This is a genomic window from Amycolatopsis sp. NPDC006131 (genome assembly GCF_040614175.1).
Lineage (GTDB): Bacteria > Actinomycetota > Actinomycetes > Mycobacteriales > Pseudonocardiaceae > Amycolatopsis_E > Amycolatopsis_E tucumanensis.
The window spans coordinates 82,194-105,952 of the sequence record NZ_JBEXTX010000003.1 but is presented as its reverse complement, the minus strand read 5'-3'; the positions used below and the strand labels follow the sequence as shown (position 1 = coordinate 105,952).

26 protein-coding genes are annotated in these 23,759 nt (G+C 73.6%); 15 read left to right on the top strand and 11 right to left on the bottom strand.

Annotated features, from left to right (window positions below; translation table 11 throughout):
• The first annotated feature begins 85 nt into the window (after positions 1-85).
• Positions 86-595, top strand: coding sequence for a DNA starvation/stationary phase protection protein (locus tag ABZ215_RS03055; RefSeq protein WP_020420888.1), 510 nt, complete (start codon positions 86-88; stop codon positions 593-595).
• Between the two features lie 25 nt (positions 596-620).
• Positions 621-1,277, top strand: a complete 657-nt coding sequence (locus tag ABZ215_RS03050) for a response regulator transcription factor (RefSeq protein ID WP_020420889.1) — start codon at positions 621-623, stop codon at positions 1,275-1,277.
• On the opposite strand, the gene ABZ215_RS03045 is transcribed toward ABZ215_RS03050, so the two are convergent.
• The 4 genes from ABZ215_RS03045 to ABZ215_RS03030 all read right to left on the bottom strand — a co-directional run bounded on the left by ABZ215_RS03045 (position 1,258) and on the right by ABZ215_RS03030 (position 4,046).
• On the bottom strand, positions 1,258-1,623 hold the full coding sequence (locus ABZ215_RS03045) for a response regulator transcription factor (RefSeq protein WP_237335409.1): 366 nt from the start codon (positions 1,621-1,623) through the stop codon (positions 1,258-1,260). The genes ABZ215_RS03050 and ABZ215_RS03045 overlap by 20 nt on opposite strands.
• A 141-nt stretch (positions 1,624-1,764) precedes the next feature.
• On the bottom strand, positions 1,765-2,088 hold the full coding sequence (locus ABZ215_RS03040) for a histidine kinase (RefSeq protein ID WP_354947367.1): 324 nt from the start codon (positions 2,086-2,088) through the stop codon (positions 1,765-1,767).
• Between the two features lie 67 nt (positions 2,089-2,155).
• On the bottom strand, positions 2,156-3,205 hold the full coding sequence (locus ABZ215_RS03035) for a PAS domain-containing sensor histidine kinase (protein ID WP_354947365.1): 1,050 nt from the start codon (positions 3,203-3,205) through the stop codon (positions 2,156-2,158).
• Positions 3,192-4,046: a helix-turn-helix transcriptional regulator gene (locus ABZ215_RS03030; protein ID WP_020420893.1), complete on the bottom strand. Its 855-nt coding sequence runs from the start codon at positions 4,044-4,046 to the stop codon at positions 3,192-3,194. Before ABZ215_RS03030 ends, ABZ215_RS03035 begins: the two co-directional genes overlap by 14 nt.
• A gap of 80 nt (positions 4,047-4,126) precedes the next feature.
• Between ABZ215_RS03030 and ABZ215_RS03025 the strand changes: the two genes are divergently transcribed.
• The 8 genes from ABZ215_RS03025 to ABZ215_RS02990 all read left to right on the top strand — a co-directional run bounded on the left by ABZ215_RS03025 (position 4,127) and on the right by ABZ215_RS02990 (position 11,174).
• Positions 4,127-4,726, top strand: a complete 600-nt coding sequence (locus ABZ215_RS03025) for a DUF1345 domain-containing protein (protein ID WP_237335412.1) — start codon at positions 4,127-4,129, stop codon at positions 4,724-4,726.
• Position 4,727: 1 nt separating this feature from the next.
• Positions 4,728-5,600 (top strand): AraC family transcriptional regulator, encoded by an 873-nt coding sequence (locus tag ABZ215_RS03020; protein ID WP_354947363.1) that lies wholly within the window; start codon positions 4,728-4,730, stop codon positions 5,598-5,600.
• Positions 5,601-5,663: 63 nt separating this feature from the next.
• Positions 5,664-6,152, top strand: coding sequence for a (2Fe-2S)-binding protein (locus ABZ215_RS03015; RefSeq protein WP_354947361.1), 489 nt, complete (start codon positions 5,664-5,666; stop codon positions 6,150-6,152).
• Positions 6,153-6,156: 4 nt separating this feature from the next.
• Entirely contained in the window at positions 6,157-7,155 is a 999-nt protein-coding gene (locus tag ABZ215_RS03010; protein ID WP_354947359.1) for a xanthine dehydrogenase family protein subunit M, read from the top strand.
• Positions 7,152-9,320, top strand: a complete 2,169-nt coding sequence (locus tag ABZ215_RS03005) for a xanthine dehydrogenase family protein molybdopterin-binding subunit (protein WP_237335415.1) — start codon at positions 7,152-7,154, stop codon at positions 9,318-9,320. The genes ABZ215_RS03010 and ABZ215_RS03005 overlap by 4 nt, the downstream gene beginning before the upstream one ends.
• Position 9,321: 1 nt before the next feature.
• Positions 9,322-10,311 carry a hypothetical protein gene (locus ABZ215_RS03000; RefSeq protein WP_354947356.1) on the top strand — a complete coding sequence of 330 codons (990 nt, stop codon included), beginning with the start codon at positions 9,322-9,324 and terminating at the stop codon, positions 10,309-10,311.
• 77 nt (positions 10,312-10,388) lie between these two features.
• Complete coding sequence (locus tag ABZ215_RS02995; RefSeq protein WP_354712221.1) at positions 10,389-10,775, top strand: DoxX family protein; 387 nt, start codon at positions 10,389-10,391, stop codon at positions 10,773-10,775.
• Positions 10,776-10,829: 54 nt separating this feature from the next.
• Positions 10,830-11,174 carry a cupin domain-containing protein gene (locus ABZ215_RS02990; RefSeq protein WP_354947354.1) on the top strand — a complete coding sequence of 115 codons (345 nt, stop codon included), beginning with the start codon at positions 10,830-10,832 and terminating at the stop codon, positions 11,172-11,174.
• Here the strand turns inward: ABZ215_RS02990 and ABZ215_RS02985 are convergent.
• The 6 genes from ABZ215_RS02985 to ABZ215_RS02960 form a co-directional block, all read right to left on the bottom strand.
• A complete protein-coding gene (locus tag ABZ215_RS02985; RefSeq protein ID WP_354947352.1) occupies positions 11,155-11,301 on the bottom strand; it encodes a zinc-binding dehydrogenase in 147 nt (48 codons plus the stop codon). The genes ABZ215_RS02990 and ABZ215_RS02985 overlap by 20 nt on opposite strands.
• 148 nt (positions 11,302-11,449) lie before the next feature.
• Positions 11,450-12,430, bottom strand: a complete 981-nt coding sequence (locus ABZ215_RS02980; RefSeq protein ID WP_354947350.1) for a zinc-binding dehydrogenase — start codon at positions 12,428-12,430, stop codon at positions 11,450-11,452.
• 96 nt (positions 12,431-12,526) lie between these two features.
• Positions 12,527-12,961, bottom strand: coding sequence for an OsmC family peroxiredoxin (locus tag ABZ215_RS02975; protein ID WP_354712217.1), 435 nt, complete (start codon positions 12,959-12,961; stop codon positions 12,527-12,529).
• Between the two features lie 59 nt (positions 12,962-13,020).
• Positions 13,021-13,878 carry an SMP-30/gluconolactonase/LRE family protein gene (locus ABZ215_RS02970; RefSeq protein ID WP_354947348.1) on the bottom strand — a complete coding sequence of 286 codons (858 nt, stop codon included), beginning with the start codon at positions 13,876-13,878 and terminating at the stop codon, positions 13,021-13,023.
• Between the two features lie 71 nt (positions 13,879-13,949).
• Positions 13,950-15,014, bottom strand: coding sequence for a pentapeptide repeat-containing protein (locus ABZ215_RS02965; protein ID WP_237335421.1), 1,065 nt, complete (start codon positions 15,012-15,014; stop codon positions 13,950-13,952).
• A gap of 45 nt (positions 15,015-15,059) precedes the next feature.
• Positions 15,060-16,442 (bottom strand): MFS transporter, encoded by a 1,383-nt coding sequence (locus tag ABZ215_RS02960; RefSeq protein WP_354947346.1) that lies wholly within the window; start codon positions 16,440-16,442, stop codon positions 15,060-15,062.
• An 87-nt stretch (positions 16,443-16,529) separates the two neighbouring features.
• Between ABZ215_RS02960 and ABZ215_RS02955 the strand changes: the two genes are divergently transcribed.
• From ABZ215_RS02955 to ABZ215_RS02945, 3 genes are read left to right on the top strand one after another with little or no spacing between them, the layout of a single operon-like run.
• Positions 16,530-17,117, top strand: a complete 588-nt coding sequence (locus ABZ215_RS02955; protein ID WP_354947344.1) for a helix-turn-helix domain-containing protein — start codon at positions 16,530-16,532, stop codon at positions 17,115-17,117.
• Positions 17,118-17,146: 29 nt separating this feature from the next.
• Complete coding sequence (locus tag ABZ215_RS02950; protein WP_354947342.1) at positions 17,147-17,530, top strand: PPOX class F420-dependent oxidoreductase; 384 nt, start codon at positions 17,147-17,149, stop codon at positions 17,528-17,530.
• 43 nt (positions 17,531-17,573) lie between these two features.
• Positions 17,574-18,107 (top strand): CYTH domain-containing protein, encoded by a 534-nt coding sequence (locus ABZ215_RS02945; protein ID WP_354947340.1) that lies wholly within the window; start codon positions 17,574-17,576, stop codon positions 18,105-18,107.
• A 515-nt stretch (positions 18,108-18,622) separates the two neighbouring features.
• On the opposite strand, the gene ABZ215_RS02940 is transcribed toward ABZ215_RS02945, so the two are convergent.
• Positions 18,623-21,814, bottom strand: a complete 3,192-nt coding sequence (locus ABZ215_RS02940; RefSeq protein WP_354947338.1) for a BTAD domain-containing putative transcriptional regulator — start codon at positions 21,812-21,814, stop codon at positions 18,623-18,625.
• A 74-nt stretch (positions 21,815-21,888) separates the two neighbouring features.
• On the opposite strand from ABZ215_RS02940, the gene ABZ215_RS02935 reads away from it, so the two are divergent.
• Both ABZ215_RS02935 and ABZ215_RS02930 read left to right on the top strand, forming a co-directional pair.
• Positions 21,889-22,764 carry an NAD(P)-binding domain-containing protein gene (locus ABZ215_RS02935; RefSeq protein WP_354947336.1) on the top strand — a complete coding sequence of 292 codons (876 nt, stop codon included), beginning with the start codon at positions 21,889-21,891 and terminating at the stop codon, positions 22,762-22,764.
• Positions 22,761-23,621 (top strand): NAD(P)-binding domain-containing protein, encoded by an 861-nt coding sequence (locus ABZ215_RS02930; RefSeq protein ID WP_354947334.1) that lies wholly within the window; start codon positions 22,761-22,763, stop codon positions 23,619-23,621. The genes ABZ215_RS02935 and ABZ215_RS02930 overlap by 4 nt, the downstream gene beginning before the upstream one ends.
• Positions 23,622-23,759 lie beyond the last annotated feature (138 nt).

Genomic DNA, 23,759 nt, shown 5'->3' with positions numbered 1-23,759 from the left:
CGGGAGCACGCCATGGCGCGCCCCGGCCGCCGCGGTGACGCTGAGGAGGAGACGGGCACGACGCCCGCGCGAACCGGAGGTAGTCATGACCCAAACCACCGAGAAGACCCGGCGGATCCCCGCCGCGGGAGCCGTCGGCTTCACCGCCTCGCCGGCGCTGGCCCGCGACCTCCAGCTGGTGCTGGCCGACCTCGTCGAACTGCACCTGCAGGCCAAGCAGGCGCACTGGAACGTGGTCGGCCCCGGCTTCCGCAGCCTGCACCTGGAGCTGGACGACATCACCGCGGCGGCGCGGGAAGCGAGCGATCTGGTGGCCGAACGGCTGCGCGCCCTGCACGGCGTGCCGGACGGCCGGTCCGGCACGGTGGCCGCCACCACGACGCTGGCGGCCTTCCCCGGGGGCGAGCGGTCCACCGCGGAGGTGATCGAGGCGATCACGAACCGGCTGCACGGCGTCGCGTCGACGATCCGTGTGGTGCGGGGTTCGGTCGACGCCGAGGACCCGGTCACCACCGACCTGCTGCACAGCGTCGTGGAAACGCTGGAGAAGCACGCGTGGATGCTCGGCGCGGCGGGGCGGGAACCGCGGCGCTGACCGGAATCCGTTATATGCTCGGCAAGTGAGGACGGACATCACGGTCGTCGTGGGCGAGGACCAGGCGCTGGTGCGCGAAGGCATCGTGCGGATGCTCGAACGCGCGGGCTGCACGGTCCTCGCCGCGGTCGGCACGGCCACCGAGCTCGTGCACGAAGCCCGGCGGCACAAGCCGGACGTGGTGATCACCGACATCCGCATGCCGCCGCAGTTCGACGAGGCCGGCCTGCGCGCCGCGATCGAGATCCGCGCGAGCGAACCGGGCATCGGCGTGATCGTGTTGTCGCAGTTCCTCGACGACACCTACGCCATCGACCTGGTCGGTGATCGCGCCGAGGGCGTCGGCTACCTGCTCAAGGAGAAGGTGGCCAGCCCCGAGCTGCTCGTCGACGCGGTCCGCCGGGTCGCCGACGGCGGCTCGGCCCTCGACCCGGACGTGATCGCCCGCCTGGTGGGCCGCAAACGGGTCGACAGCCCGCTGGACGGCCTCACCCAGCGCGAACGCGAGGTGCTCGCGCTGATGGCCGAAGGCCACTCGAACTCCGGGATCGCCGCCAAACTCGTCGTCACCGTGCCCGCGGTCGAGCGGCACGTCACCGGGATCTTCAGCAAACTGGGCCTGACCGACGCCGCCTCCGGGCACCGCCGCGTGCTCGCCGTGCTCAGGTACCTGGGGCAGTGAACAGCGCGGCCAGGTCGGTTCCGACCAGCTGGTCCTTGGGCACGAACGCCCGCACCCCGGCGCCGGTGAGGGTCTGCTCCGGGTAGCCGTGGTGGTCGGTGGAGGTCAGGACCACCGCGGGCGGCTCGGGTTCCCGGTGGATCTCCCGCGCGAGGGTGAGGCCGTCGGTGTCGGGCAGGTTCACGTCCAGCAGCACGCCGCCGGGGCGGTGCGCGCGGATCGCGGCCATGGCCTCGCTGCCGTCGGCGGCGGCGTCGACCACCTCGAACCCGCGCACGGCCAGCAGACGGCCGGCGACGCGGCGGAAGGCCGCGTCGTCGTCGACCACCAGCACCGTGAATCCCATACCGCAAGCCTCGCCCGCCACGGCTTCACACGCAATGGGGAAAACCCCACGATCATGGAACCGGGATCCGGGCACCGGGCGGTACGCTGCCGGTCCAGCACGTGCCCTGACGCTGATCTCCAGCGCCTCGGCGACGAAGAATCAGATGTGGGCCTCGACCGCCGCGGGCAGACCGCGCCCGGCCAGCACGGCGGGACGCAGGTCCGCGACCAGGTCGCGGAGTTCGGCGATCGCCGTGCGCGCCTGTTCCGCGGCTTCGTCGATGAGTTCCGCTTGACCCGGCGGCTCGCACTCGCTGGTCAGCTCCAGTGCGATGAGGACGTTGACCAGCCGGGCCTGCACGCGCTCGCGCAGCTCACCGGCCAGACGCAGGCGAGAGTCGGCGATCCGGCGCTGTGCCGCGCGATCCGGCACCCGTGGTCGTGCTGCTCCACTGTGGACTGCGGTCGTCTCCGTCAGCTGCATGTCCCAAGCCTCCGCCGTGGCGGGGCGGCCGGGTAGCGGGCGAGTCCTATCAGCTCATAACCGCTGCTTATGTCCCGCCGGTGAGCGGGATGGTGGCCCGCAGCGAGGTGCCGCTCCCCGGCGGCGAGGACAGGGCGAAGTCGCCGTCCAGCGCCGTGACGCGGTCGGCGAGCCCGATCAGGCCGCTGCCCGTGCCGTCGAGGTTCGCGCCGCCCGCGCCGTCGTCGCTGACGTCGAGGATCAGCGTCGCTCCGTCGCAGCGCAGGTCGACCGTGATCCCGGTGGCGCCGGCGTGCTTGACCGCGTTGGTGATCGCCTCGGACACCACGAAGTAGGCGTTGACCTCGATCGTCGGCGGCAGCCGACGGGGGAGGTTGCCGGTGATCACCACCGGCAGCGGGGTGCGCGCCGCGAGCGCCTCGACCGCGGGCAGCAGCCCGCGCGAGGTCAGGATCGCGGGGTGGATGCCGGCGACGAGGTCCCGCAGGTCGTCGATGGCGGCCTGCGCCTGGCCGACCGCTTCGTCGACCAGTTCGCCGACGCCTGGCGGCAGCTCCTCCCGCGCCAGCTGGAGTCCGATGAGGAGGGCCACGAGCCGTTGCTGCACACCGTCGTGCAGGTCGCGCGCCATCTGGCGGCGCACCTCGGTCGTGGTCTCCACGATCCGCCGCTGCGCCGCCCTGGACTCCACCGCCCGCACCTGCGCCGCGTCGCGTTCCCGGATCATCCGCTCGGTCGCGTGCCGCTCGGTGAGGTCGGTGAAGGCGTAGACCAGGCCGGGCCCGTCGTCCAGCCGCAGCGGCGCCGACCACCACGCGATCGGGAACATCGACCCGTCCCGCCGCACGAACCAGTCGTTGTCGCCGTGCGCGGTCTCGCCGGTCAGCCGGGGCCGCAGCATCGGGCACTCCGCCGCCGGGTACGGCTCGCCCGTCACGCGCTTGTAGTGCACGGTTTCGTGGCTCGGCCGGCCGCGCAGCTCCGACACGTCGTCGTAGCCGAGCGCGTCCAGCGCGGCCTTGTTGGCGAACATGATCAGGCCCTCGGCGTCCACCACCCAGACCGGTTGCGGCACGCTGTCGAGGATCAGCGGCAGCAGCGCGTCAACCGACCTCATGGCCACGCCCGCGCGCCCGGTCGCCGTCGGCGGTCTCGGTGGTCCGCAGCGAGCCCAGCAGCGCGAGCCGCTCCTCGGTCGCGCTGCCCGGCTGCGCCTGGAAGACCTTGAGCTGCTGGCCGGGCGCGCTGTTCACGGTGAACGAGTGGTAGCTCAGGTCCAGCTCGCCCACCTGCGGGTGCCGGATCCGCATCGGCTCGTGCTTCTTCTCGCGCACGTCGTGCCGGGACCACAGCCGCACGAACTCCGGGCTCTTCACCGTCAGCTCGCCGACCAGGTCGGTCAGCCGCTGGTCGTCCGGGTCCTCACCGGCGGCCACCCGCAGCGCCGCGACACCCTTGGCGGCCACCGAGTCCCAGTCGCGGTAGAACTCGCGCGCCGCCGGGTCGAGGAAGCAGAAGCGGCCGAGGTTCGGCTCCGGCCCGGCCGGCGCGTACAGGGCCTGCCCGAGCGGGTTCGCGGCGAGCACGTCCAGCAACGGGCCCACGACCATGGCCGGGGAGTGCGTCCAGGTGTCCATCAGCCGCCGCAGATCCGGGTCCACCTGGCGGAAGCGGCGCCGCCGCGGCCGGGGCCGCGCGAGCCGGTACAGGTGCTCCACCGCCTCCTGGTCCAGGCCCAGCACCGCGGCCAGCGACTGCAGGACGTGGTCGGACGGGTTGCGCTCACGGCCCTGTTCGAGCCGGGCCAGGTAGTCCGTGCTGATCCCGGCCAGCGTCGCCACCTCCTCGCGGCGCAGGCCACCGCGGCGGCGACCCGAGTCGGCGAGACCGAGATCGGCCGGGGTGACCACGTTGCGGCGAGCCCTGATGAACTGGCCGAGCCGGTTGTCGTCCTCCACGGATCGAGGGTAAGCGCACCGGGCCCGCGGGCGGTAGGAGTGGCACTCCTACCCAGCGCGTCGATTACCCTCCCGCTCTCGTGCTGAAGAAGGCCTCGTTCGCGGTGTCGCGCCTCATCGAGTTCGCGTTGCTCGCCCTCGGCGTGCTCGTGTTCGTGTTCGACGACCCGGTGTTCGTGATGTGGTGGGACCTGCTGGCGGCCGTGTACCTGGGCGTCCGGATCCGGCGCGTGGCGCGCAAGTCCGCGGGTCCGGACTGGCGGCGCAGCCTGCTCGGCGGGCGTGGCGGCCTGTTCTTCACGGTGTTCACCAGCGTGGTCGGCATCACCTGCGGCCTGACCATCGTGCTGGGCACCGGCGACGACCTGATCGCCAGGGTGTTCGGCGTGCCCGCCGTGCTGCTCGCCTGGGCGATCCTCCACTTCGGATACGCCGAGCGGTACGCGCACGCCTACTACCGGGCGCTGCCGGAACGGCAGTTCGCCTTCCCGGACACCGAGACACCCCTGTTCGCCGACTTCGCGTACTTCGCGTTCACCGTGGGCACCACGTTCGCGGTGTCCGACGTCGAAACCCGTACGACGGCGGCGCGGTCGCGGGTACTCTCGCACGGGGTGCTGAGTTTCCTCTACAACACCGCGACGCTCGGAGTCGCGATCGGCGTGATCACCGGGAGTTGACGTGTTCGGTGCACTGGCCTTCGACCTGGATTCGGTCGCCACCCTGCGGTTGTGCAGCTGGCGGGACAACGGCTGGCGCTCTCTGCTGATCCGGTCCTACGCCAACGACCCGGTCGCCGAGGAGGTCCTGCTGCCTGCCACCGCCGAGCAGACCCTCGTGCTGATCACCTCGGGCACCAAGACCATCGAGTCGAGGGCGGGCGCGCGCTGGCACAGCGCCGAATACGGGCCCGGCCGGATCGGGCTGACCGCGCCGCACCAGGAGGCGCACCTGCGCTGGCGCGGCGCGCCCACGACGAGCATCAACGTCTACCTGCCGGCCGGACTGCTCGAACGGACCGCCGCCGAGCTCTTCGGACGTGGCGCGTCGCGGGTGAGCCGGCCGGACGCACTCGCCGCCGACGATCCGGTGCTCGCGGCCGTGCTCACCGGGCTCGGCGACGCCGCGCTCGCCGGGGCGGACGAGCTGTACGCGGAGACGGCGGCCGCGTTCATCGCCGCGCACCTGCTCACCCGGCACGCCTCGGCCCCGGAACCGGCTCCGGTGCGCGCCGAGGACATCCGGGTGCGGCAGGCCGTCTCGTTCATCCAGGACAACCACCACCTGCCGCTGACGCTCGCCGAGATGGCGGCCGCGGTGGAGTTGAGCCCGTTCCACTTCCTGCGGGTCTTCAAGGCCGCGACCGGTACCACCCCGTACCGGTTCTTGAACACGGTCCGGATCGACCGCGCACGGCGGTACCTCGGGCGGACCGACCTGCCGGTCAGTGACATCGCGCACCTGTGCGGGTTCACTTCGCCGTCCCGGCTGGCGATCGCGTTCCGGCGGGAGACCGGGGTGTCGCCCACCGCGTTCCGGGACCAGCAGCAATAAACGTCCTGCCGCGCAGCAAGCAGGGGAAGGCGCGCGCCCGCCGGGGAACTTAGCGTGGCGGGCATGGCCACTAACGACCCGACGGTGGAGCTGTCCTGCGTCCTCAACGGACAGTCCGTCCGCCTCCAGGTGGATCCCCGTGAATCGCTCCTCGACGTGCTGCGCGAGCGGCTCGTCCACACCGGCACGAAGAAGGGCTGCGACCAGGGCCACTGCGGCGCGTGCACGGTGCACGTCGACGGCCGCCGGGTGGTGTCGTGCCTGACCCCGGCCGTCCAGGTCGCGGGGCAGGAGGTGACGACCATCGAGGGCGTCGCCGGACCGGACGGCGGGCTGCACCCGCTGCAGCAGGCCTTCATCGACCACGACGCCCTGCAGTGCGGCTACTGCACGCCCGGCCAGATCATGTCCGGCCTGGCCTGCATCGCCGAGGGCCACGCCGGCGACGACGACCAGATCCGCGAGTACCTCAGCGGCAACATCTGCCGCTGCGGCGCCTACGCCGGCATCGTCGCCGCGGTCCGCGAGGCCGCCGCGCGGAACGGGGCGTGACGTCGTGCGAGCCTTCAGCTACCTCGTGCCGGATAGCGTGGACGCCGCCGTCGACGCGCTGCGGTCGGCGCAGCCGGGCACGAAGATCCTCGCCGGCGGCACCACCCTCTACGACCTGATGAAGCTGGGCATCGAGGCGCCGCCCGCGGTCGTCGACGTGCACCGCCTGCCCGGTTTCGACGCCGTCGGCACCGGACCGGACGAGCTGTCCTTCGGCGCGGGCGCCCGGATGGCCGACGTCGCCGACCACCCCGTGATCCGCGCGGACTACCCGGCGCTGTCGGAGTCGCTGTGGCGCGCGGCGTCGCAGCAGCTGCGCAACATGGCCACGGTGGGTGGCAACCTGTTGCAGCGCACCCGCTGCGCCTACTTCCGCGGCGGCCCGGAGTTCCCGTGCAACAAGCGGAACCCGGGCAGCGGCTGCGCCGCCATCGGCGGCCACGACCGCGCGCACGCCTTGCTCGGCGGTTCGGAGTCGTGCATCGCGACCTACCCCGGCGACTGGGCGATCGCGCTGCTCGCGTTCGACGCCGTCGTGGACGTGCTCGGCCCGGGTGGCGAGCGCCAGGTGCCGCTCGCCGACCTGCACCTCGAACCGGGCGACGACCCCACCCGCGAGCACACGCTCGCCGCGGACGAGCTGATCGTGCGCATCCGCGTGCCGGTGAGCGCGGCCGGCCGCGGGTCGACCTACCACAAGATCCGGGACCGGGAGTCCTACGCGTTCGCGCTCGCCTCGGCCGCCGTCGCGGTGACCCTCGACGGAGACGTGGTGGGGGAGTGCCGCATCGCCCTGGGCGGCGTCGCCACGCGGCCGTGGCGAGCGGCCGAGGCCGAGTCGTTCCTGTCCGGCCGGGCGCTGACACCCGAGAACGCCCGCCGGGCCGGGGAGATCGCCTTCGAGGGCGCCCGCCCCGGCACCTACAACGGGTTCCGAGTAGAACTGGGCATCCGCACGGTCGCTGACGCGGTGCGCATTGCCGGAGAGCGAGCCAGCAGATGACCGCCATCGACAACCGCCGGGTCGACGCCCGCGACAAGGTGACCGGCCGGACCGCCTACGGCGCCGACCGGGTGCCCGAGGGTGTGGCGTACGCGATGTTCGCGACCGCCCGGATCGGCAAGGGCCGGATCGTCTCGATCGATACCTCCGCTGCCGAAGCCGTTCCGGGCGTGCGCCTGGTGGTGACCCGGTTCGAACCCGGTGAGCTGGGCGAAGGCAGCTTCGTCATGGGCGGCGGGCACGGGTTCCAGAGCTTCCAGCCGCTGCTCGGTGACCGGGTGGCCTACCGCGGCCAGCCGATCGCGCTGGTGGTCGCGGACACGCTCGTCGCGGCCACCGAGGCCGCCGAACTGGTGACGGGCGAGTACGAGGTGGAGCCGTTCGCGGTCGGGCTCGACGCCGACGGCGCGAACACCGTCGTCCAGGAGGAGGCCATTCCGCTGCCGTTCCTGGCCGACGTCAAGGTGGGCGACGCGGACGCCGCCTTCGCCGCCAGCCCGGTGCGGGTGGAGGGCACCTACGAGCACGCCCCGCAGCACCAGGTGCCGATGGAGCTGATCAGCAGCGTCGTGGAATGGCACGGCGACCGCGTGATCGTGCACGAGGGCACCCAGAACGCGGGCGCGCTGCGCCACGGCCTGGCCCGGCAGCTGGGCATCGACGCGGCGAACGTCGAGATCCGCTCGCCCTACGTCGGCGGCGGGTTCGGGCAGAAGAACTCGCTGCAGCCGCACCTGGGACCGCTGGCCGTCGTCGCGCGCCGCCTCGGCCGCCCGGTCAAGCTGGTGCTGCCGCGGCCGCAGACGTTCCACGCGGCCAGCTTCCGGCCCGCGTCCCGGCACACCGTGCGGCTGGGCGCCGACACCTCCGGCAAGCTGCTGGCCGCGGTGCACGAGGTCGACCAGCAGACCTCGCGGCACGACCTGTTCCCGTGCACGGCCACGGAGGTCACCTCGCGGCTGTACGGCGTGCCGGCCTTCCGCGGCAGGCAGCGGCTGGTGCAGACCGACGTGCAGACCCCCGGGTACATGCGCGCGCCGTTCGAGAGCCCCGCGACGTTCGCGTTCGAGTCCGCCGTGGACGAGCTCGCCTACGCCACCGGGCAGGACCCGGTGGCGCTGCGGCTGGCCAACGACACGGCGGTCGACCCGGTGAGCGGGCACCCGTTCTCCAGCCGCTACCTGGCCGAATGCCTGCGGCGGGGCGCGCAGCGGTTCGGCTGGGCGGACCGGAACCCGGAGCCCGGGTCGATGGTCGCCCCGGACGGGTCGTCGATCGGCTGGGGCGTGGCGGCGGGGGCCTACCCGTGCAACGTCGCGCCCGCGGTCGCGCACCTGTCGGCGAGCGCGGACGGGCGGGTGACGGTGAGCGTCGACGGGCACGAGATGGGGCAGGGCATCCGGTCGGCGATCGCGCTGACCGTGGCGCGCGACCTCGGGGTGCCTGCGGCCGACGTGGTGGTGCTGGTCGGGGACACCCGGGTGGCGCCCCAGCACCTGACCGCTGGTTCGTGGGGCACCGCGACGGCGCTACCCGCAGTCCAGAGTGGACTGGCGGAGCTGCGCAAGCACCTGGACGTCCCGGCGTCCGGGGACGTGGACGTCGCGGCGGCGGTCGCGGCGACCGGGCGGGACGCGGTGGAGGTCGAGGTGACCTCGCAGGCGCCGGAGATGCTGGAGCGGTCCCGGGCCGGGCTGGTCGCGATCGCGGGCCCGGAGTTCGGGGAGTTCAGCTCGTTCAGCTGGATCGCGCACTTCGTCGAGGTGCGGGTCGAGGCGGGGACGCGGCGGATCCGCGTGCCGCGGGTGGTCAGCGTCGCCGACTGCGGCCGGGTGGCGAGCCCGGTCACGGCGGCCAGCCAGGTTCGCGGCGCCGTGGTGTGGGGCATCGGCGCGGCGCTGCGGGAGGAGAGCGAGGTGGACGACCGCTTCGGCGGCTTCCTCAACACCACGCTGGAGGAGTACCCGGTGCCGGTGAACGCCGACGTGCACGACATCGACGTGTCCTTCATCGACGAGCCGGACCCGCTGTTCAACTCCGCCGGGGTGAAGGGGCTCGGCGAGGTCGCGATGGTCGGGGTGGCCGCGGCCATCGCGAACGCGGTGCACCACGCGACGGGCCGCCGCCCCCGGCGGCTGCCCATCCGGCTCGAGCACGTCCTCTGACGTGGCCGTGGTGTCCCGGCCGGCGGTGAGCGCCCCGGACGCGCTGAGCCCGGCCGCCCTGGCCGACGCGAGACGGGCCCAGCCCCGGCGCGGGCTGGCCGGGCTGCTGTTCGTGCTGCCGGTCGCCGGGTTCCTGGCGGCCGGCGCGGGCGGCCCGGCGCAATCGGCCGCGCTGCTCGGACCCGCCGTGGCCTTCGCACTGCCGCTGGTGGCGATGATCGCCTTCTGGTGGGACGACTGGCCCGGCAGTCTTGCGCGTCCGGGGTGGTCCGGGCTCTACGACACGCTGCTGGTCGTGGCGGGCGGGCTGGTGCTGAGCCTGCTCGGGCGGGCGGTCGCGGGCGCGGCGAACCCGTTGCCGCTGGCCGGCGGGATCTTCACCGTCATGCTGCAGCTGACGCTGGTCTGCGAACGGTGGCCGCTCGCCGGGGCCGGGCGGATCCGCTCCGGCCTCGCCGCGCTGGCCGGGTGCTGGGCGGCAGGGGCGGTGGCGTACCTGCTGCTCGTCCGGTCCGGCGCAGTGCCGGGGGAGGCGTACGGGGCGTGGTTCACCGTGCTCGGCGCGTGGCAGATGGTCTTCTACGTCGCCCTGCGCGGGTGGCCGTTCGCCCGCATCCGGCGGCGCGCCGTGCGGCTGGTGACCGCGAACGCGGCCGTGGTGGTGTGCGGTTCGGTGAGCTGCCTGATCGCGGAACCTGGCCGCGTCACGGCGATCGCCGCGGCGGTGGTCGCGTCGGTCCTGCTGGTCTCGATGCAGTTCGAGGCGTGGCCGGCGGTGCGGCTCGGTCCACTGCCCGGGCGGAGCCTGGCGCTGGCGATCGTGGCCGTGCTGGCGGTGTCGCTGTCGTGGCTGCTCCCGCCGCTCGCCCGCGTGGCCGGCGTCCCGGAGTCCGAAGTGGACGGCTGGGTCACGCACGCGCTGCTGAACGCGCTGAGCCTGGCCGTCATCCTGCACGTCGCGGTGTGGCGCCGCTGGCCCGGCCGCGCGTGATCCGGATCACCGGGTGTCACGGCTTTCAGATGAGCGGTGTCTTCAGGGCGAACTGTTGTGGACGGAAGGGAAATCCCATGAACGTCGCCCTGTGGATCGCCGCCGGGGTGCTCGCCGCGGTCGCCCTCACCGGGGGCTTCACCAAGTCGTTCCTGCCGGTGGAAAAGCTGGCCGCGGCGCACGGCGGGGAGTGGACGGGGGATGCCGCGCCCGCGTTCGTGCGGACGCTCGGCGTGCTGGAGGTCCTGGCCGCGATCGGGCTGGTGCTGCCCGCGGTGACCGGGATCGCGCCGGTGCTGGTGCCGGTGACCGCGGTGTGCTGGGCCGGGCTGATGATCGGCGCGATGATCACGCACCTCCGCTACGAAGGCGGCGCGCGGTTCGCCGGCCTGAACCTGATCTACCTCGTGGTCGCGGTGTTCATCGCGTGGGGCCGCTTCGGGATCGCGCCGTTCGCGGGGTGAGCGGGCCGTCTTTCGCGTACCGTGCGGGCCGGGTTTCGAGGACAGGAGGATGGGATGCCAGCGAGCGTCATCGACCGCCGCGACGGCCGACCGGACGGCGAGAACTGGACCGAGAACTTCGAAGAACTCCCCGGCGGGGCGGGGATCTCCATCATCCTGGAATCGACGTCGGAAGCCGGTGCGGGCCCGCGCCTGCACCGGCACCCGTACACGGAGACGTTCGTGATCCGCCGCGGCAGCGCGGTGTTCACCATCGGGGCCGACGAGGTCGCCGCCAGGGCCGGTCAGGTGCTCGTCGTCCCGGCCGGGACGCCGCACAAGTTCACCACCGGCCCCGGCGGCTACGAGGCCGTGCACATCCACGCCGCTCCGCGTTTCGTCACCGAGTGGCTGGAGTAGGGGGCACGGTCAGCACGAGCTTGCCGAACTGATCGCCCGACGCGAGTTCGGCCAGCGCGCGTGGGCCGTCCTCCAGTGGGAACGTGCGGTGGACGACCGGCCGGATCCGGTGCTCGGCCGCGTTCACCACCGGCCGCCGTCACGCGGTCAGCCTTAGCTTGCCGAAGGTCGCCTGCCGGCAGTTCGGTCAGTGTGCGTGGGCCGTCGTCCGGTGGGAAGGTGCGGTGGATCACCGGCCGGATCCGGTGCTCGGTCGCGTTCACCACCGGCCGTGGTCACAGGGTCAGCACGAGCTTGCCGAACTGGTCGCCCGACGCGAGTTCGGCCAGCGCGCGTGGGCCGTCCTCCAGTGGGAACGTGCGGTGGACCACCGGCCGGATCCGGTGCTCGGTCACCAGGTCGAGCATCCGCCCGAACTCCCGCGCGCTGCCCATCGACGTGCCCAGCAGGCTGATCTGCCGGAAGAACATCTCGCGCAGCGACAGGGTGACGTCCGCGCCCGTCGTCGCGCCGAGCGACACCAGCCGCCCGCCCGGGCGCAGCACCGACAGGCACCGGCCGAACGTGGCCGAGCCGACGCTGTCGATGACGAGGTCCACCGGCTTCCCCAGCGCGCCGCGCCAGTCCTCGGCGCTGCCGATCGCCCGGTCGGCCCCCAGTTCGAGCGCCCGGCGGCACTTCTCCGGGCTGCGCGAGGTCACGCTGACGGTGGCGCCGGCCGCCTTGGCCATGGCCAGCGCGAAGGTCGCCACCCCGCTGCCGATCCCGGGCAGCAGCACGTGCTCGCCCGGGCGCAGCCCGCCGCGCGTGAACAGCGCCCGGTACGCCGTCAGTGCCGCGAGCGGAAGGGCCGCCGCTTCGGTCCAGCCGAGGTGCGCCGGTTTGGGGGCCACGTTCTTCGCCGGCACCACAACGTACTCGGCGAACGTGCCGTCGGTGGGCACGCCGAGAATGGCGGGGACCTCCGGCACGTCGCCGGGCTCGTCCCAGTCCAGCGAGGGGTTGACGACGACCTCGGTCCCGGGAGCCACCTCCGCGCCCGGCCCGGCCGCGGCGACCACTCCGGCGCCGTCCGAACCCAGCACGACCGGAGCGTCATCGGCCCCGCGCCCGTCGACGAGGAACAGGTCGCGGTGGTTGAGACCGGCCGCGCGGACAGCGACCACGACCTCGCCCGGTCCCGGCCGCGGCGCGGGCACCTCCGCCACCCGCACACCCGTGAGTCCCGTCGCGTTCCCGTGCACCACTGCGGTCATCGTTGTCACGTCCGCGAAGCTAACAGCGGTCCGGCGCGCGCCTCCAACGATCGCGAACCGGGTCACAGCACGGGTTTTTCAGATCGTGAACCGCCGTCACTCGAGCTCGGCGTCGAGGGTGATGGTGGTGCCCGTCAGCGCGGCCGAGACCGGGCAGGTTTCCTTGGCGTCCTCGGCGATCTTGCGGAAGTCGTCCGGGCTCGCGCCCGGCACCGTCGCGCGGACCGCGAGCGCGATGCCCTTGATCTCGTACCCGCCACCGGACTTCGGGCCGAACGACACCGTCGCGGTGGTCCGGATCTTTTCCGGCGGGGTGCCCGCGCGCCCGAGCAGACCGGACAGCTGCATGCAGTAGCACGAGGAGTGCGCGGCCGCGATCAGCTCCTCGGGACTGGTCTTGCCGCCGGCTTCCTCGGCGCGTGCCGGCCACGAGACCGCGAACGTGGTCAGCTCCGACGTGTCGAGACTGGTCTCCCCGGACCCGCTCGGCAGGTCGCCGGTCCAGGTGGTGGTGGCTTGACGATCGGTCATGGCGGACCTCCTCCGGTCGTGCGCTGCGCGCGGGCGGGGCCGCGGCGCGGCCAGGGCAGTCACGGGTGGCCGGCGTGGGCGGCTGGAGTGCGCGCCGTGCACACCTGACCTGTCTCCGGCCCGGTCAGCAGACGCTCCAGATTGTCCTCGAACCCGTCCGCCATGCGCCAGTCCGCCGCGAGCGTGAACAACGTCCGGCCGTCCTCGCCGCCCAGGGTGCACGCGAACCCGGCCCGGTCCAGTGGGACGGTGGCGAGCACCTCGCCGCCCTCGGCGACCCGCAGGCAGGCCGGTCCCCGCTCGGTCCAGCCCGGCGTCCACACGGCCCCCTCGGCGTCGAGGACGATGCCGTCCCCGGGCAGCGGGGCCCACACCCGCCGCCCGGTCAGGGTGCCGTCGGGGCGGATGTCGAACGCGGTGAGCCTGCCTGCGAACGACTCCGAGACGATCAGCGTCCCCTCGTCCGGCGTCACCGCCATGCCGTTGGGGAACGCCAGCCCGTCCGCGACCCGCCGCACCGAGCCGTCCGCCCTGATCAGGACGACGAACCCGGGCGCTTCTCCCGCGCCCGGGTGGAAATCCGTGCCGCCGTTGACGTAGATGTCGCCCCGGCCGGTGACGACGATCTCGTTGAGGCCGGCGCCCAGGCCGGTCAGGTCGGCGTGGTCGGTCAGCGACCCGTCCGCCTCTTGACGCAGCAGGCGGCCCTCCGGCCCGGCGACCACCAGCAACCGCCCGTCCGGCAGCCAGTCGATCGAGAACGGCAACGTCGTCGGCGCGGTGGCCATCACCTCGGCGTTGCCGTCCAAGTCGACGGCCAGCACCTGCCGCGTCCCCCAGTTCGCCAGCCAGAGCCGGTGCTCGTGCCAGCGCGCCGACTCGCCGATCTTCAACCCGGTCAGCAGAACGTCGCTCATCGTCGCTGCTCCTCACGGTCGAGGGAACCCGTTCACCGGCTACACGAACGGCCGCAGGCCGGATCGACACCTCACCACCACGCGTTGCGCGTGGCCGGGTCCTTCACCGCCCCGTCGGCCTTGGTCTGGGCGGTGTGCTCGGCGCCGGTGAGGTCGGCGCCGGAGAAGTCGGAACGGCCCAGGTCCGCGTACTCGAAATCCGCGCCGGTGAAGGTCGAGCCGGAGAAATCCGCGCTGCCCAGCTTGGCGCTGTCGAACCGGGCGCCGGTGAAGTCGGCGTTCGTGGCGAAGACGAAACCGGCCGTGAGATCCGCGCGGTACAGCGACGCGCCGACAAGCGTGGCATCGGACAGCGCGGTCAGCCCGAGACGCGCCCCGCTCAGATTGGCCCCGCTGAGGTCGGAGCCGATCAGCGACATCCCGCTCAGGTCGCCGTCCACCGCCCGCACCTCGCGCAGGCACAGCTCGCGCAGGTCGATCACCGCCGGCCCGGGATCCCGGGTGACGTCGCGGCGGGTCAGCACCGCGAAGGCGGCCGCCACGTCCGCCGGTGTCGGCGGGCACGGCTCGCCCCGGACGCGCGGGCTGGTGGAGCGCAGGAACGCGGACAGGACCTCGACCATGGTCGCCTGGTCCCGCGGCGAGTCGACCGCGATCCGCTCCAGCGCGTAGATCCCGCCGAGCCGCCGGTGCAGGTTCGCGGCGCCCTCGGCGCCCAGCTGGTCGACGGCGCGGGTGTAGCGGTCGGTGATCTGCCCCTGCCGGGCCACCTCGATCTGGTCGCGGGTGGCCTGCAGCGAGATCGCGGTGAACACCAGCGCGCCGACCGCGGTCACCGTGGTGACCATCCCGCCGATGCGGGACCAGCGCTCGGCCGCGCCGGCACCGGTGGTCGTGGGGCGCTGCCGGCTCCGCGACCACAGCACCCCGGCGGCTACCAGCGCCACGACGGCCGCCACCAGCGGCCACCACTCGGTGAGGAACGGCCACCACGACGTCGCCGCCGGAGCCAGCTGCCAGCCGAGGGCGGCGGCCGCCAGCACGACCAGAGCCAGCGCCGTGCGGCGGGCGCGGCGCCGGGTCCGGAGGTCGCGCTCCCGGCCCCGCAGCGCGTCACGCGCGAGATCTTCGTCCACGTGCGGTAGTCGCCACGCCACCGCCCGGCGTAACCGGCCGGGTCGTCAGACCTTCACCGACGGGCGGCCCGGCGACAGCGCGCCCGCGGCGATCGCGGCCACCGCGGCCGTCACGGCGAACACCAGGAACCCGCCGCGGAACCCGGCGAGCGTCTCCGCGACCAGGCTCGCCGCCGCGACGCTCGACACCACCGCGGCCCCCAGCGAAGCCCCGAACTCGTGGAACGTGCTCACGATCCCCGACGCGATCCCGGCCTCGTGCGGTGCCACCTGCCCCAGAGCCGTCGCCGACGCCACCACGAACAACACCCCGGTGCCGGCGCCCGCGACCGCGATGCTGATCGCCACCACCACGGCGTTCATGACGAGCGCGGGCACCACCAGGCCGATCGCGGCGACCAGCAGCCCGGCCACCGCGAGCGGGCGCGCGCCGAACCGCCCGATGACCCGCCCGGTGAGATTGGCCGCGGCCATCGTCAGCAGCGCCACCGGCAGGAACAGCAACCCGGTCACCAGCGCGTTGAACCCGCGCTCCTGCTGGAAGTAGAACGTCCCGAGGAAGAACACCGCGACCGTCAGCGCCGTCGCCATCAGGATGAGGAACGTGCCCGTCGCCACCGGGCGGCGGACCAGCAGCCGCACGTCCATCAGCGGCGCCTTCGCCCGGCGCTGCCACGCCACGAACGCCACGTACCCGACCGCGGCCGCCAGCACCAGCCACCCGGTCGTCGCGGTCAGCCAGCCCTGGTCCCCGGCGTTGATCAGGGCGTACACCAGCGCCCCGGACGAGGCGGTGACGAGCAGCGCGCCCAGCACGTCCAGCCGCGCGCCCGGGACCACCGGCGCGGTGCGCGGCAGCATCCGAGCCAGCGCGGCGACGATGACGAGCCCGATCGGCACGTTGATCCAGAACACCCACGGCCAGCCCGGCCCCGCGGTGAGCAGCCCGCCCAGCAGCACGCCGAGGGCCGCGCCACCGCCGCCCAGCGCCGACCACACACCCAGCGCCTTGTTCCGCTCGTCGCCCTCGAAGAGCCCCACGACCAGCGACAACGCCGACGGCGACAACAGCGCCGCGCCGACGCCCTGCGCGATCCGGCCGCCCAGCAGCACGGCGGACGACCCGGCCAGCCCGGTCACCAGCGAAGCCAGCGTGAAGACCACCAGCCCGGCGAGCGCGATCCGCTTGGCGCCGGCGAGGTCGGCGAGCCTGCCGCCGAGCAGCAGCAGCCCGCCGAAGGTGAGCGTGTACGCGCTGACCACCCAGGTCATCGCCTCGCGGCTCATGCCGAGGTCGGTCTCGATGTGCGGCAGCGCGATCGCCACCACCGTGACGTCGAGGATCAGCATCAGCTGGGCGACCCCGAGGAAGCCGAGGATGCGCCACCGCAGCGGGTGCGCACCGGGTCTTGCGAACGAATCCGACATGATCATCTCCGGATAACTCGTACGACGAAGTACAACTTACAACCGACATGCTAACTCGTACATTCCCGTACGAGATAGACTTCGGTGGTGAGCACTTCCGCACGACCGCGCCGGCGCGCCGACGCCGAGCGCAGCATCGCCCGCATCGTCACCGCCGCCAGGGAGGTGCTCAGCCGGGATCCGGACGCGAGCATCGACGACATCGTGAAGGCCGCCGGGGTGGGCCGGATGACGTTGTACGGGCACTTCCCCAATCGCGCGGCGCTGGTCGAGGCCGCGCTCGCCGACGCCATCCGGGCCGGCGAGGAGGTCCTGTCCGCGGTCGACCTCGACGGCGACGCGCGGGCCGCCCTGGCGCGGCTGATCGCGCCCAGCTGGTCGCTGGTGGCCGAGTCGACGAAGCTGCTGCAGGCCGCCGAAGGGCTCCTGCCGGCGGCGCGCATCCGCGAACTGCACGGCGACGCGGCCAACCGGGTGGAGGACCTCGTCCGGCGGGGCCGGCGGCAGGGCGTGTTCCGGACGGACCTGCCGGTCACGTGGCTGGTCAACGTCGTGCACTACGTCCTCAACGGGGCCGCCGAGGAGAACCGCGCCGGACGGTTGAGCGCGGCCGACGCGCCCGCTGTGGTGAGCGCGACGGTCCGGTCATTGCTGGCGCCGCCGGACTTGCATTGACGTTCGCGTCAACCCGCAGAATCGCGCCCGTGTTCACGGAAGCAGAACTGAGTTACCTGAAGTCCCAGCCCCTCGGCAGGCTCGCCACGGTGTCGCCGGGCGGGCAGGTGCAGAACAACCCGGTGAACTTCTTCGTCGTCGACGGTGTGATCGTCATCGGCGGGCACGCGCTGGGCGCGTCGAAGAAGTTCCGCAACGTCCAGCGGGGCAGCACGGTGTCGTTCGTGGTGGACGACCTGGCGACGGTGGACCCGTGGGTGCCGCGGGGCATCGAGATCCGTGGCAGCGCGGTGGCGCTGACCGATCAGGAGCCGCCGGTGCCGTACTTCTCGCGGGAGATCATCCGGATCACCCCGGCGCGGATCATCTCGTGGGGGCTGGACGGTCCCCGGGCGAGCCGATCGGTGGGGTGATCAACGGCCGCTAGGCTCGACCGCCACCGGCGAAGGGAGACCAGTGCCGATCGAGCACGAAGCCAAGGTCCTCGACATCGACCCCGCGCGCGTCGCGGCCCGCATCCTGCGTGCGGGCGGGGAGCGGATCGGAGGGCCGCGGCTGATGCGGCGTTACGTTTACGACGTGACGCCGGGGCACCGGTCGAAGTGGATCCGGTTGCGCGACACTGGCGCCGAGACGACATTGTGCGTCAAGGAAATCCGCAGCGACGCCATCGACGGCACACACGAGGCCGAGGTGACGGTCGGCGACTTCGCGGGCGCTCAGGAGTTGCTCGGCCTCCTCGGCTTCACGCCGAAGTCCTACCAGGAGAACCGCCGCACGAGCTTCACCCTGGACGGCGCGCGGCTGGAGATCGACGAGTGGCCGCTCATCCCGCCCTACCTGGAGATCGAAGCCGCCACGGTGGCCGAGGTCGTGCGGGTCGCGGGCTTGCTCGGCTTCCCGGAGGACCGGTTGACGGGCGAGAACACGATCAAGGTGTACGCGCGCTACGGGATCGACCTGGCATCGATCCCGCGGCTCCGCTTCTGAGGGGCGTTGGCGCGGGGCCGGCTCCGGGCGGCCGGCGTGGTTCGGTTGGTGGCAGGTGCTTGCCGGGGCGGCTGAGCACGGCTGGCTGGGGCGGGTGGTCGGGTAGTGGGTGCGGCGGGCTCGGGTAGGTGGGTTGGGTGGCGGGTGCGGTTGGCTAGGGAAGGCGGGTTGCTTGGCGGCGCGACCGGCTCGCGGAGGCGGGTTGTTTGGCGCGGCCGGCCCGGGAGGTGGCGTGGGCGATAGGTGCGGCTGGCTGGGGAAGGCGGCTTGGGTGGCGGGCCGCAAGCGCTTGCCTCTCCCATCCGGTACTGCCACCGCCCCACCGCGCCCTCCGGGAGGGAGCCGCACCGGCACGCCACCCAGCCCTCCACCAGCCAGCCACGCAGCTGGCTCCGGGGCCGTCGCCCTCCAACGACGCGGCGGCCGTACGCCCCAGTGTCCGCGGCCGTCGCCCCATCGCGCCACGGCCGCGACCGGCTTCCGCGGCCGTTGCGTCGTGGGGTGGTGGCGGGTGCTCACGCGGGCTGGCCTTCCGTGATCAGGTCGTCCAGCGCCAGGCCGGCGCCGAGGGCGTGCTCCGCCGCGTAGGGTTCCTCGCCGAGGGCTGTTCGGGCCTTGGCCTCGATGCGGTCGACGTCGCCGCGTTCGGCTTGGGGGAGAGGGGTTCCCACGGAGCGGCGGGCGTGGTCCGCGGCGCCCAGCAGGCGGGCTGCCAGCGTGTGGGCTCCGGTCAGGGCGTGGGCTCCGGCGAGGCCTTCCAGCGCCAGCGCGACTGCCCGCGGGTCCGAACCGCGCCGGGCGATGGTCAGTGCTCGGCGGTGCCAGGTGAACGCGCCGTCGGCGTCGCCGCGGAGTTCGGCTACGAAGCCCAGTTCGGCGCACACCAGGGTGTTGCCCGGCTCGTTCTCGACCAGCCCGTGCCAGTCCAGCAGCACGCGCAACTGCCGCTCCGCCTCGTCCAGCGCGCCCTCCCGGCGGGCGCCCAGCGCGAGGCCCGTCCGCGCGTACATCTCGCCCGGCGTGAAACCGCTTTCCACCGCCACCCGCTCCGCCCGCTCGTGCAGGCGCCGCGCCTCGGTGAAATCCCCCGCGAGCAACGCGGTCCGGCCCAGCCACGACAGCTGGTAGGACACCTCCGGCCACAACCCCAGCTGCTCGGCCCGCCGCAGGCTCTCGGTGTGCAACCGCTCGGCGTCGGCGTAGCGGCCCTCGAACTCGGCCAGCGTGCCCAGCGCGAACGACGCCTGCACCTGGCCCCACCGGTCACCCACCTCGGCGAAGATCGCGGCGCTCTCCTCCGCGGCCGCGTGGGCACTGGCCAGCTCGCCGCGCGCGATCAGCTGGCTGGCCGACTCGGCGAGCCCCGCCGCCGTGCCCCACCGGTCGCCCAGCGACGCGAACCCGTCGAGCGCCGCACTGGTCAGCTTCGACGCCCCGGTCAGATCCGCGACCGTCCCCAGCACGTACCCCAGGAACCACAGCGCCCGCGACCGCACCGCCACGTCGGGGATCGTCGCGGCCTCCTCGGCCACCGCCGGGTCGAAGCGCCCGCCGGCCAGCACGCCGAGCCCCGCCAGCCAGGCCCGCGCCGCGGCCCGGCGGCCGGGCGCCACCTCGCCGGGCACGGCCAACGCCGTCCGCAACGAGCGCAGCGCCTCGCCCAGCCGTCCGCGCAGGAACCAGTACCACGCCAGGCTCGTCACCAACCGCAGCGCCTCGTCCGCGGCCCCCTGGCGGACCAGCGTGTCGAGCGCCGCCCGCAGGTTCGCCGACTCCGCGTCCAGCGTCTCCAGCCAGTGGCACTGACCGGTGCGGCGCAGCAACGGGTCCGCGCGTTCCGCGAGCGCCGTGTAGTGCCGCGCGTGCCGTGACCGGACCGGCTCAGTCTCGCCCGCTTCGGCCAGCCGCTCGAGACTGTACGCGCGCACCGACTCCAGCAGCCGGTACCGCGGGCCCAGCTCGCCGTGCTCGCACACCACCAGCGACCGGTCGACCAGCCGCCCCAGCACGTCGAGCACCGTGCCCGGCTCGTCCCCGCACACCTCCTCGGCCGCCTCCAGCCCGCACCCTTCGGCGTGCACCGCGAGCCGCCGCAGCACCTCACGCTCCGAAGTGGACAGCAGCTCCCAGCTCCAGTCGATCATCGCGCGCAGCGTCCGCTGGCGCGCCGGCGCGTCCCGGGCGCCGGTGGCCAGCAACCGGAACCGGTCGCCCAGCCGCGCGAGCAGCTCGTGCACGCCGAGCGCCCGCACCCGCGTGGCGGCGAGTTCCAGCGCCAGCGGCAACCCGTCGAGCGTGCGGCAGATCCCGGCGACCGCGTGCACGTTCCCTTCGGTGAGCGCGAACCCCGGCGCCGCGGCCGCGGCCCGCGCGACGAACAGCCGCACCGCGCTGAACTCCCGCACCGACGGCAGCACCTCCGCGGCCGGCCGCTCGCGATCGGCGTGACCGGCGGCGGGGATGCCCAGCGGCGGCACCGTCCACAGTGTCTCGCCGGTGAGCCCGAGCGGTTCCCGGCTCGTGGCGAGGATCCGCATCCCCGGGGCCGCGGCGAGCAGCCGGGCCGCCAGCGCGGCGACCGGTTCGACGAGGTGCTCGCAGTTGTCCAGGACCAGCAGCAACCGCCGGTCCCGCACCGCGTCCGCCAGCCGCGCCGTCAGATCGCCCGCGTCGTCGCGCACCCCGAGCACCGCCGCGACCGCCTCGGCCGGGCGCGCCGGACCGTGCTCACCCAGCCCGGCGAGCTCCACCAGCCACACCCCGTCCGGCGCCGCGACCCCGCCGGCCACCTCCAGCGCGAGCCGAGTCTTGCCGACCCCGCCAGGGCCGGTCAACGTGACCAGCCGCGCGTGCTCCAGCGCCTGCCGGACCTCGCGCACCGCAGCCTCCCGGCCGACCAGGTCCGTCAGCGGCACCGGCAGGTTCGACCGCGGACCCGGCTCCGGAGGCGGCGCCGGATCCAGCGCCGGGTCCTGGCGCAGGATCGCCTGCTGCAACCGCACCAGCTCCGGCCCCGGCTCCAGGCCGAGCTCATCGGCCAGCCGCTCCCGCAACGCCGTGTAGGAGGCGAGCGCCTCGCTCTGCCGTCCCGATCGGTACAGCGCCCGCATGTGCAACGCGCGCAACCGTTCCCGCAACGGGTGCTCCGCCACGAGATCGCCCAGCTCGCCCGCCAGCTCCGCGTGCTCGCCGAGCGCCAGCCGGGCCTGCGCCAGCTCCTCGACCGCCGCCAGCCGCTCCTCCTCCAGCCGCTGTGCGTACCCGGCGGCGAACGGCTCCTCCGCGAAGTCCGCCAGCGCCTGCCCCCGCCACAGCGCCAGCGCTTCCCGCAGCAGCGCGGCCGTCCGCGCCGGATCCCGCCCGGCCTTCGCGCGCCCCACCAGCGCCCGGAACCGCCCGGCGTCCACCGCGTCCTCCGGCACCCGCAACGCGTAACCCGGCGGCTGCCGCACCACGAGCGCGCGAGCGCCCGGCTCGGCCGCCTCGAGCGCGCGGCGCAGCTGCGAGATCTTCGTCTGCAACGTGTTGGCCGGGTTGCCCGGCAGCCGCTCGCCCCACAGGTCGTCGGCCAGGCGCGACACCGGGACCGGCCTGCCCTCGTGCACCAGCAGGTCGGCCAGCAGCGCGCGCACCTTCGCCTCCGGCACCGCCACCGCGGCGCCGTCGGCCGCCTGCACGGCGAGCGGACCCAGCACTGAAAACCTCACGCCACCGACAGTAGCGACGGGCACCGACAGAAAACCGTGCGTGAACCGTGCGAGCGCTCCGGCACCTTCACGACATGACCACTGACAAGCCATCCATCACGGTGCTCGGCCTCGGCGCCATGGGCACCGCGCTCGCCGGAGCGCTGCTGTCGGCGGGCCACCCGGTGACCGTGTGGAACCGGACCGCGGCGAAGGCCGACGCCCTCGTGGCCCGCGGCGCCGCACGGGCCGCCAGCCCCGCCGAGGCCGTCGCCGCGAGCCCGGTCGTCGTCGCCTGCCTGCTCGACTACGACTCCGTCCGCGAGGTGGTCGGCGCCGGGCACCTGCAGGGCCGCACCCTCGTCAACCTCACCAACGGCACCCCCGGGCAGGCTCGGGAGTTCGCCGAATGGGCCGCCTGCCAGGGCGCCGACTACCTCGACGGCGGCATCATGGCCGTGCCGCCGATGATCGGCACCCCGGCCGCGTTCGTGCTCTACAGCGGATCCCGCACGGCGTTCGACCGCGCCCGCCCGGCCCTGGACGTCTTCGGCGAAAGCGTCTACCTCGGCGAGGACGTCGGCCGCGCCGCGCTGACCGACATCGCGCTGCTCACCGGCATGTACGGGATGATCGCGGGCGTCCTGCAGTCCCTCGCGCTCGCCACTTCGGACGGCGCGCCCGCGACCGACTTCGCGCCGCTGCTCACCCGCTGGCTGCAGGCCATGGGCGGCTGGGCGGAGGCCGCCGCGAAGCAGTTCGACAGCCGCGACTACGCCACCGGCGTCGTGTCCAACCTCGGCATGCAGGCCGCAAGCTTCGACAACCTCCACCGCACCGCCGACGAGCAGGGCGTGAGCTCCGAACTGCTCGCCCCGCTCGGCAGGCTCATGCGGCAGCGGGCCGCCGGCGGGCACGGCCACGAGGACCTCACCGGAATCATCGACGACCTCAGGAAGGACAACGCATGACCAACGCGACCCTGATCGGCCTGGGCCCCATGGGACAGGCCATGGTGCGGGTGCTGCTCGACCACGGCACCGCAGTCACCGTCTGGAACCGCACGAAGAGCCGCGCCGACGACGTCGTCGCCCGCGGCGCCGTCCTCGCGGCCAGCCCCGCCGAGGCGGTGCGGGCCGCCGAGCTGGTGATCCTCAGCCTCACCGACTACCAGGCGATGTACGACGTGCTCGGCGGCGCCGGGGAGGCGCTCGCCGGGCGCGTCGTGGTCAACCTCAGCTCGGACACCCCGCAGCGCACCCGAGAAGCCGCGGCCTGGCTCGCCGAGCGCGGCGCGACGCTGGTGGCCGGCGGGATCATGGTCCCGGCGCCGCTCGTCGGAGCCGAGGCCTCGTACGTGTTCTACAGCGGGCCCCAGGACGTCTTCACCAAGCACGAGCCGGTGCTGCGGCACCTCGGCAGGCCCGAGTACCTGGGGGAGGACCACGGCCTGGCGCAGCTGTTCTACCAGGCGGAGCTGACGGTCTTCCTCACCTCGCTGTCGGCCTACCTGCAGGCCTTCGCGCTGCTGGCGGCCGAAGGCGCCGAGCCGGAGCGGCTGGTGCCCTTCGCCCGGCAGGTCTCGGGCCTGGCGGCGGCGTACCTGGACGAGACGGTGACCCAGATCGGAGCGCGCGCCTATCCCGGCGACCTGAGCACGGCCACGATGATGGGCGCGACCGCGGAGCACATCCTGCAGGCGTGCCGGGACGCGGGCGTGGACCTCGCCCTGCCCGAGGCGGTCAAGTCGCACTACGACCGCGCGATCGCCGCGGGCCACGGCGGTGACAACTGGACCAGCCTGTGGGAGGTCGTCGCCAAGCGGTGAGCCGGTGCGGTGCTCGTGCCCGGCACGAGCACCGCACAGCCCGGCCGCCGGAAAAAAACTTCGCGGAAGGTGTCGATTCCGGCGATGCTCGATCGATGCACTGACGAAAGCACCGCCGGATGAACCCGAGGAGTCCTC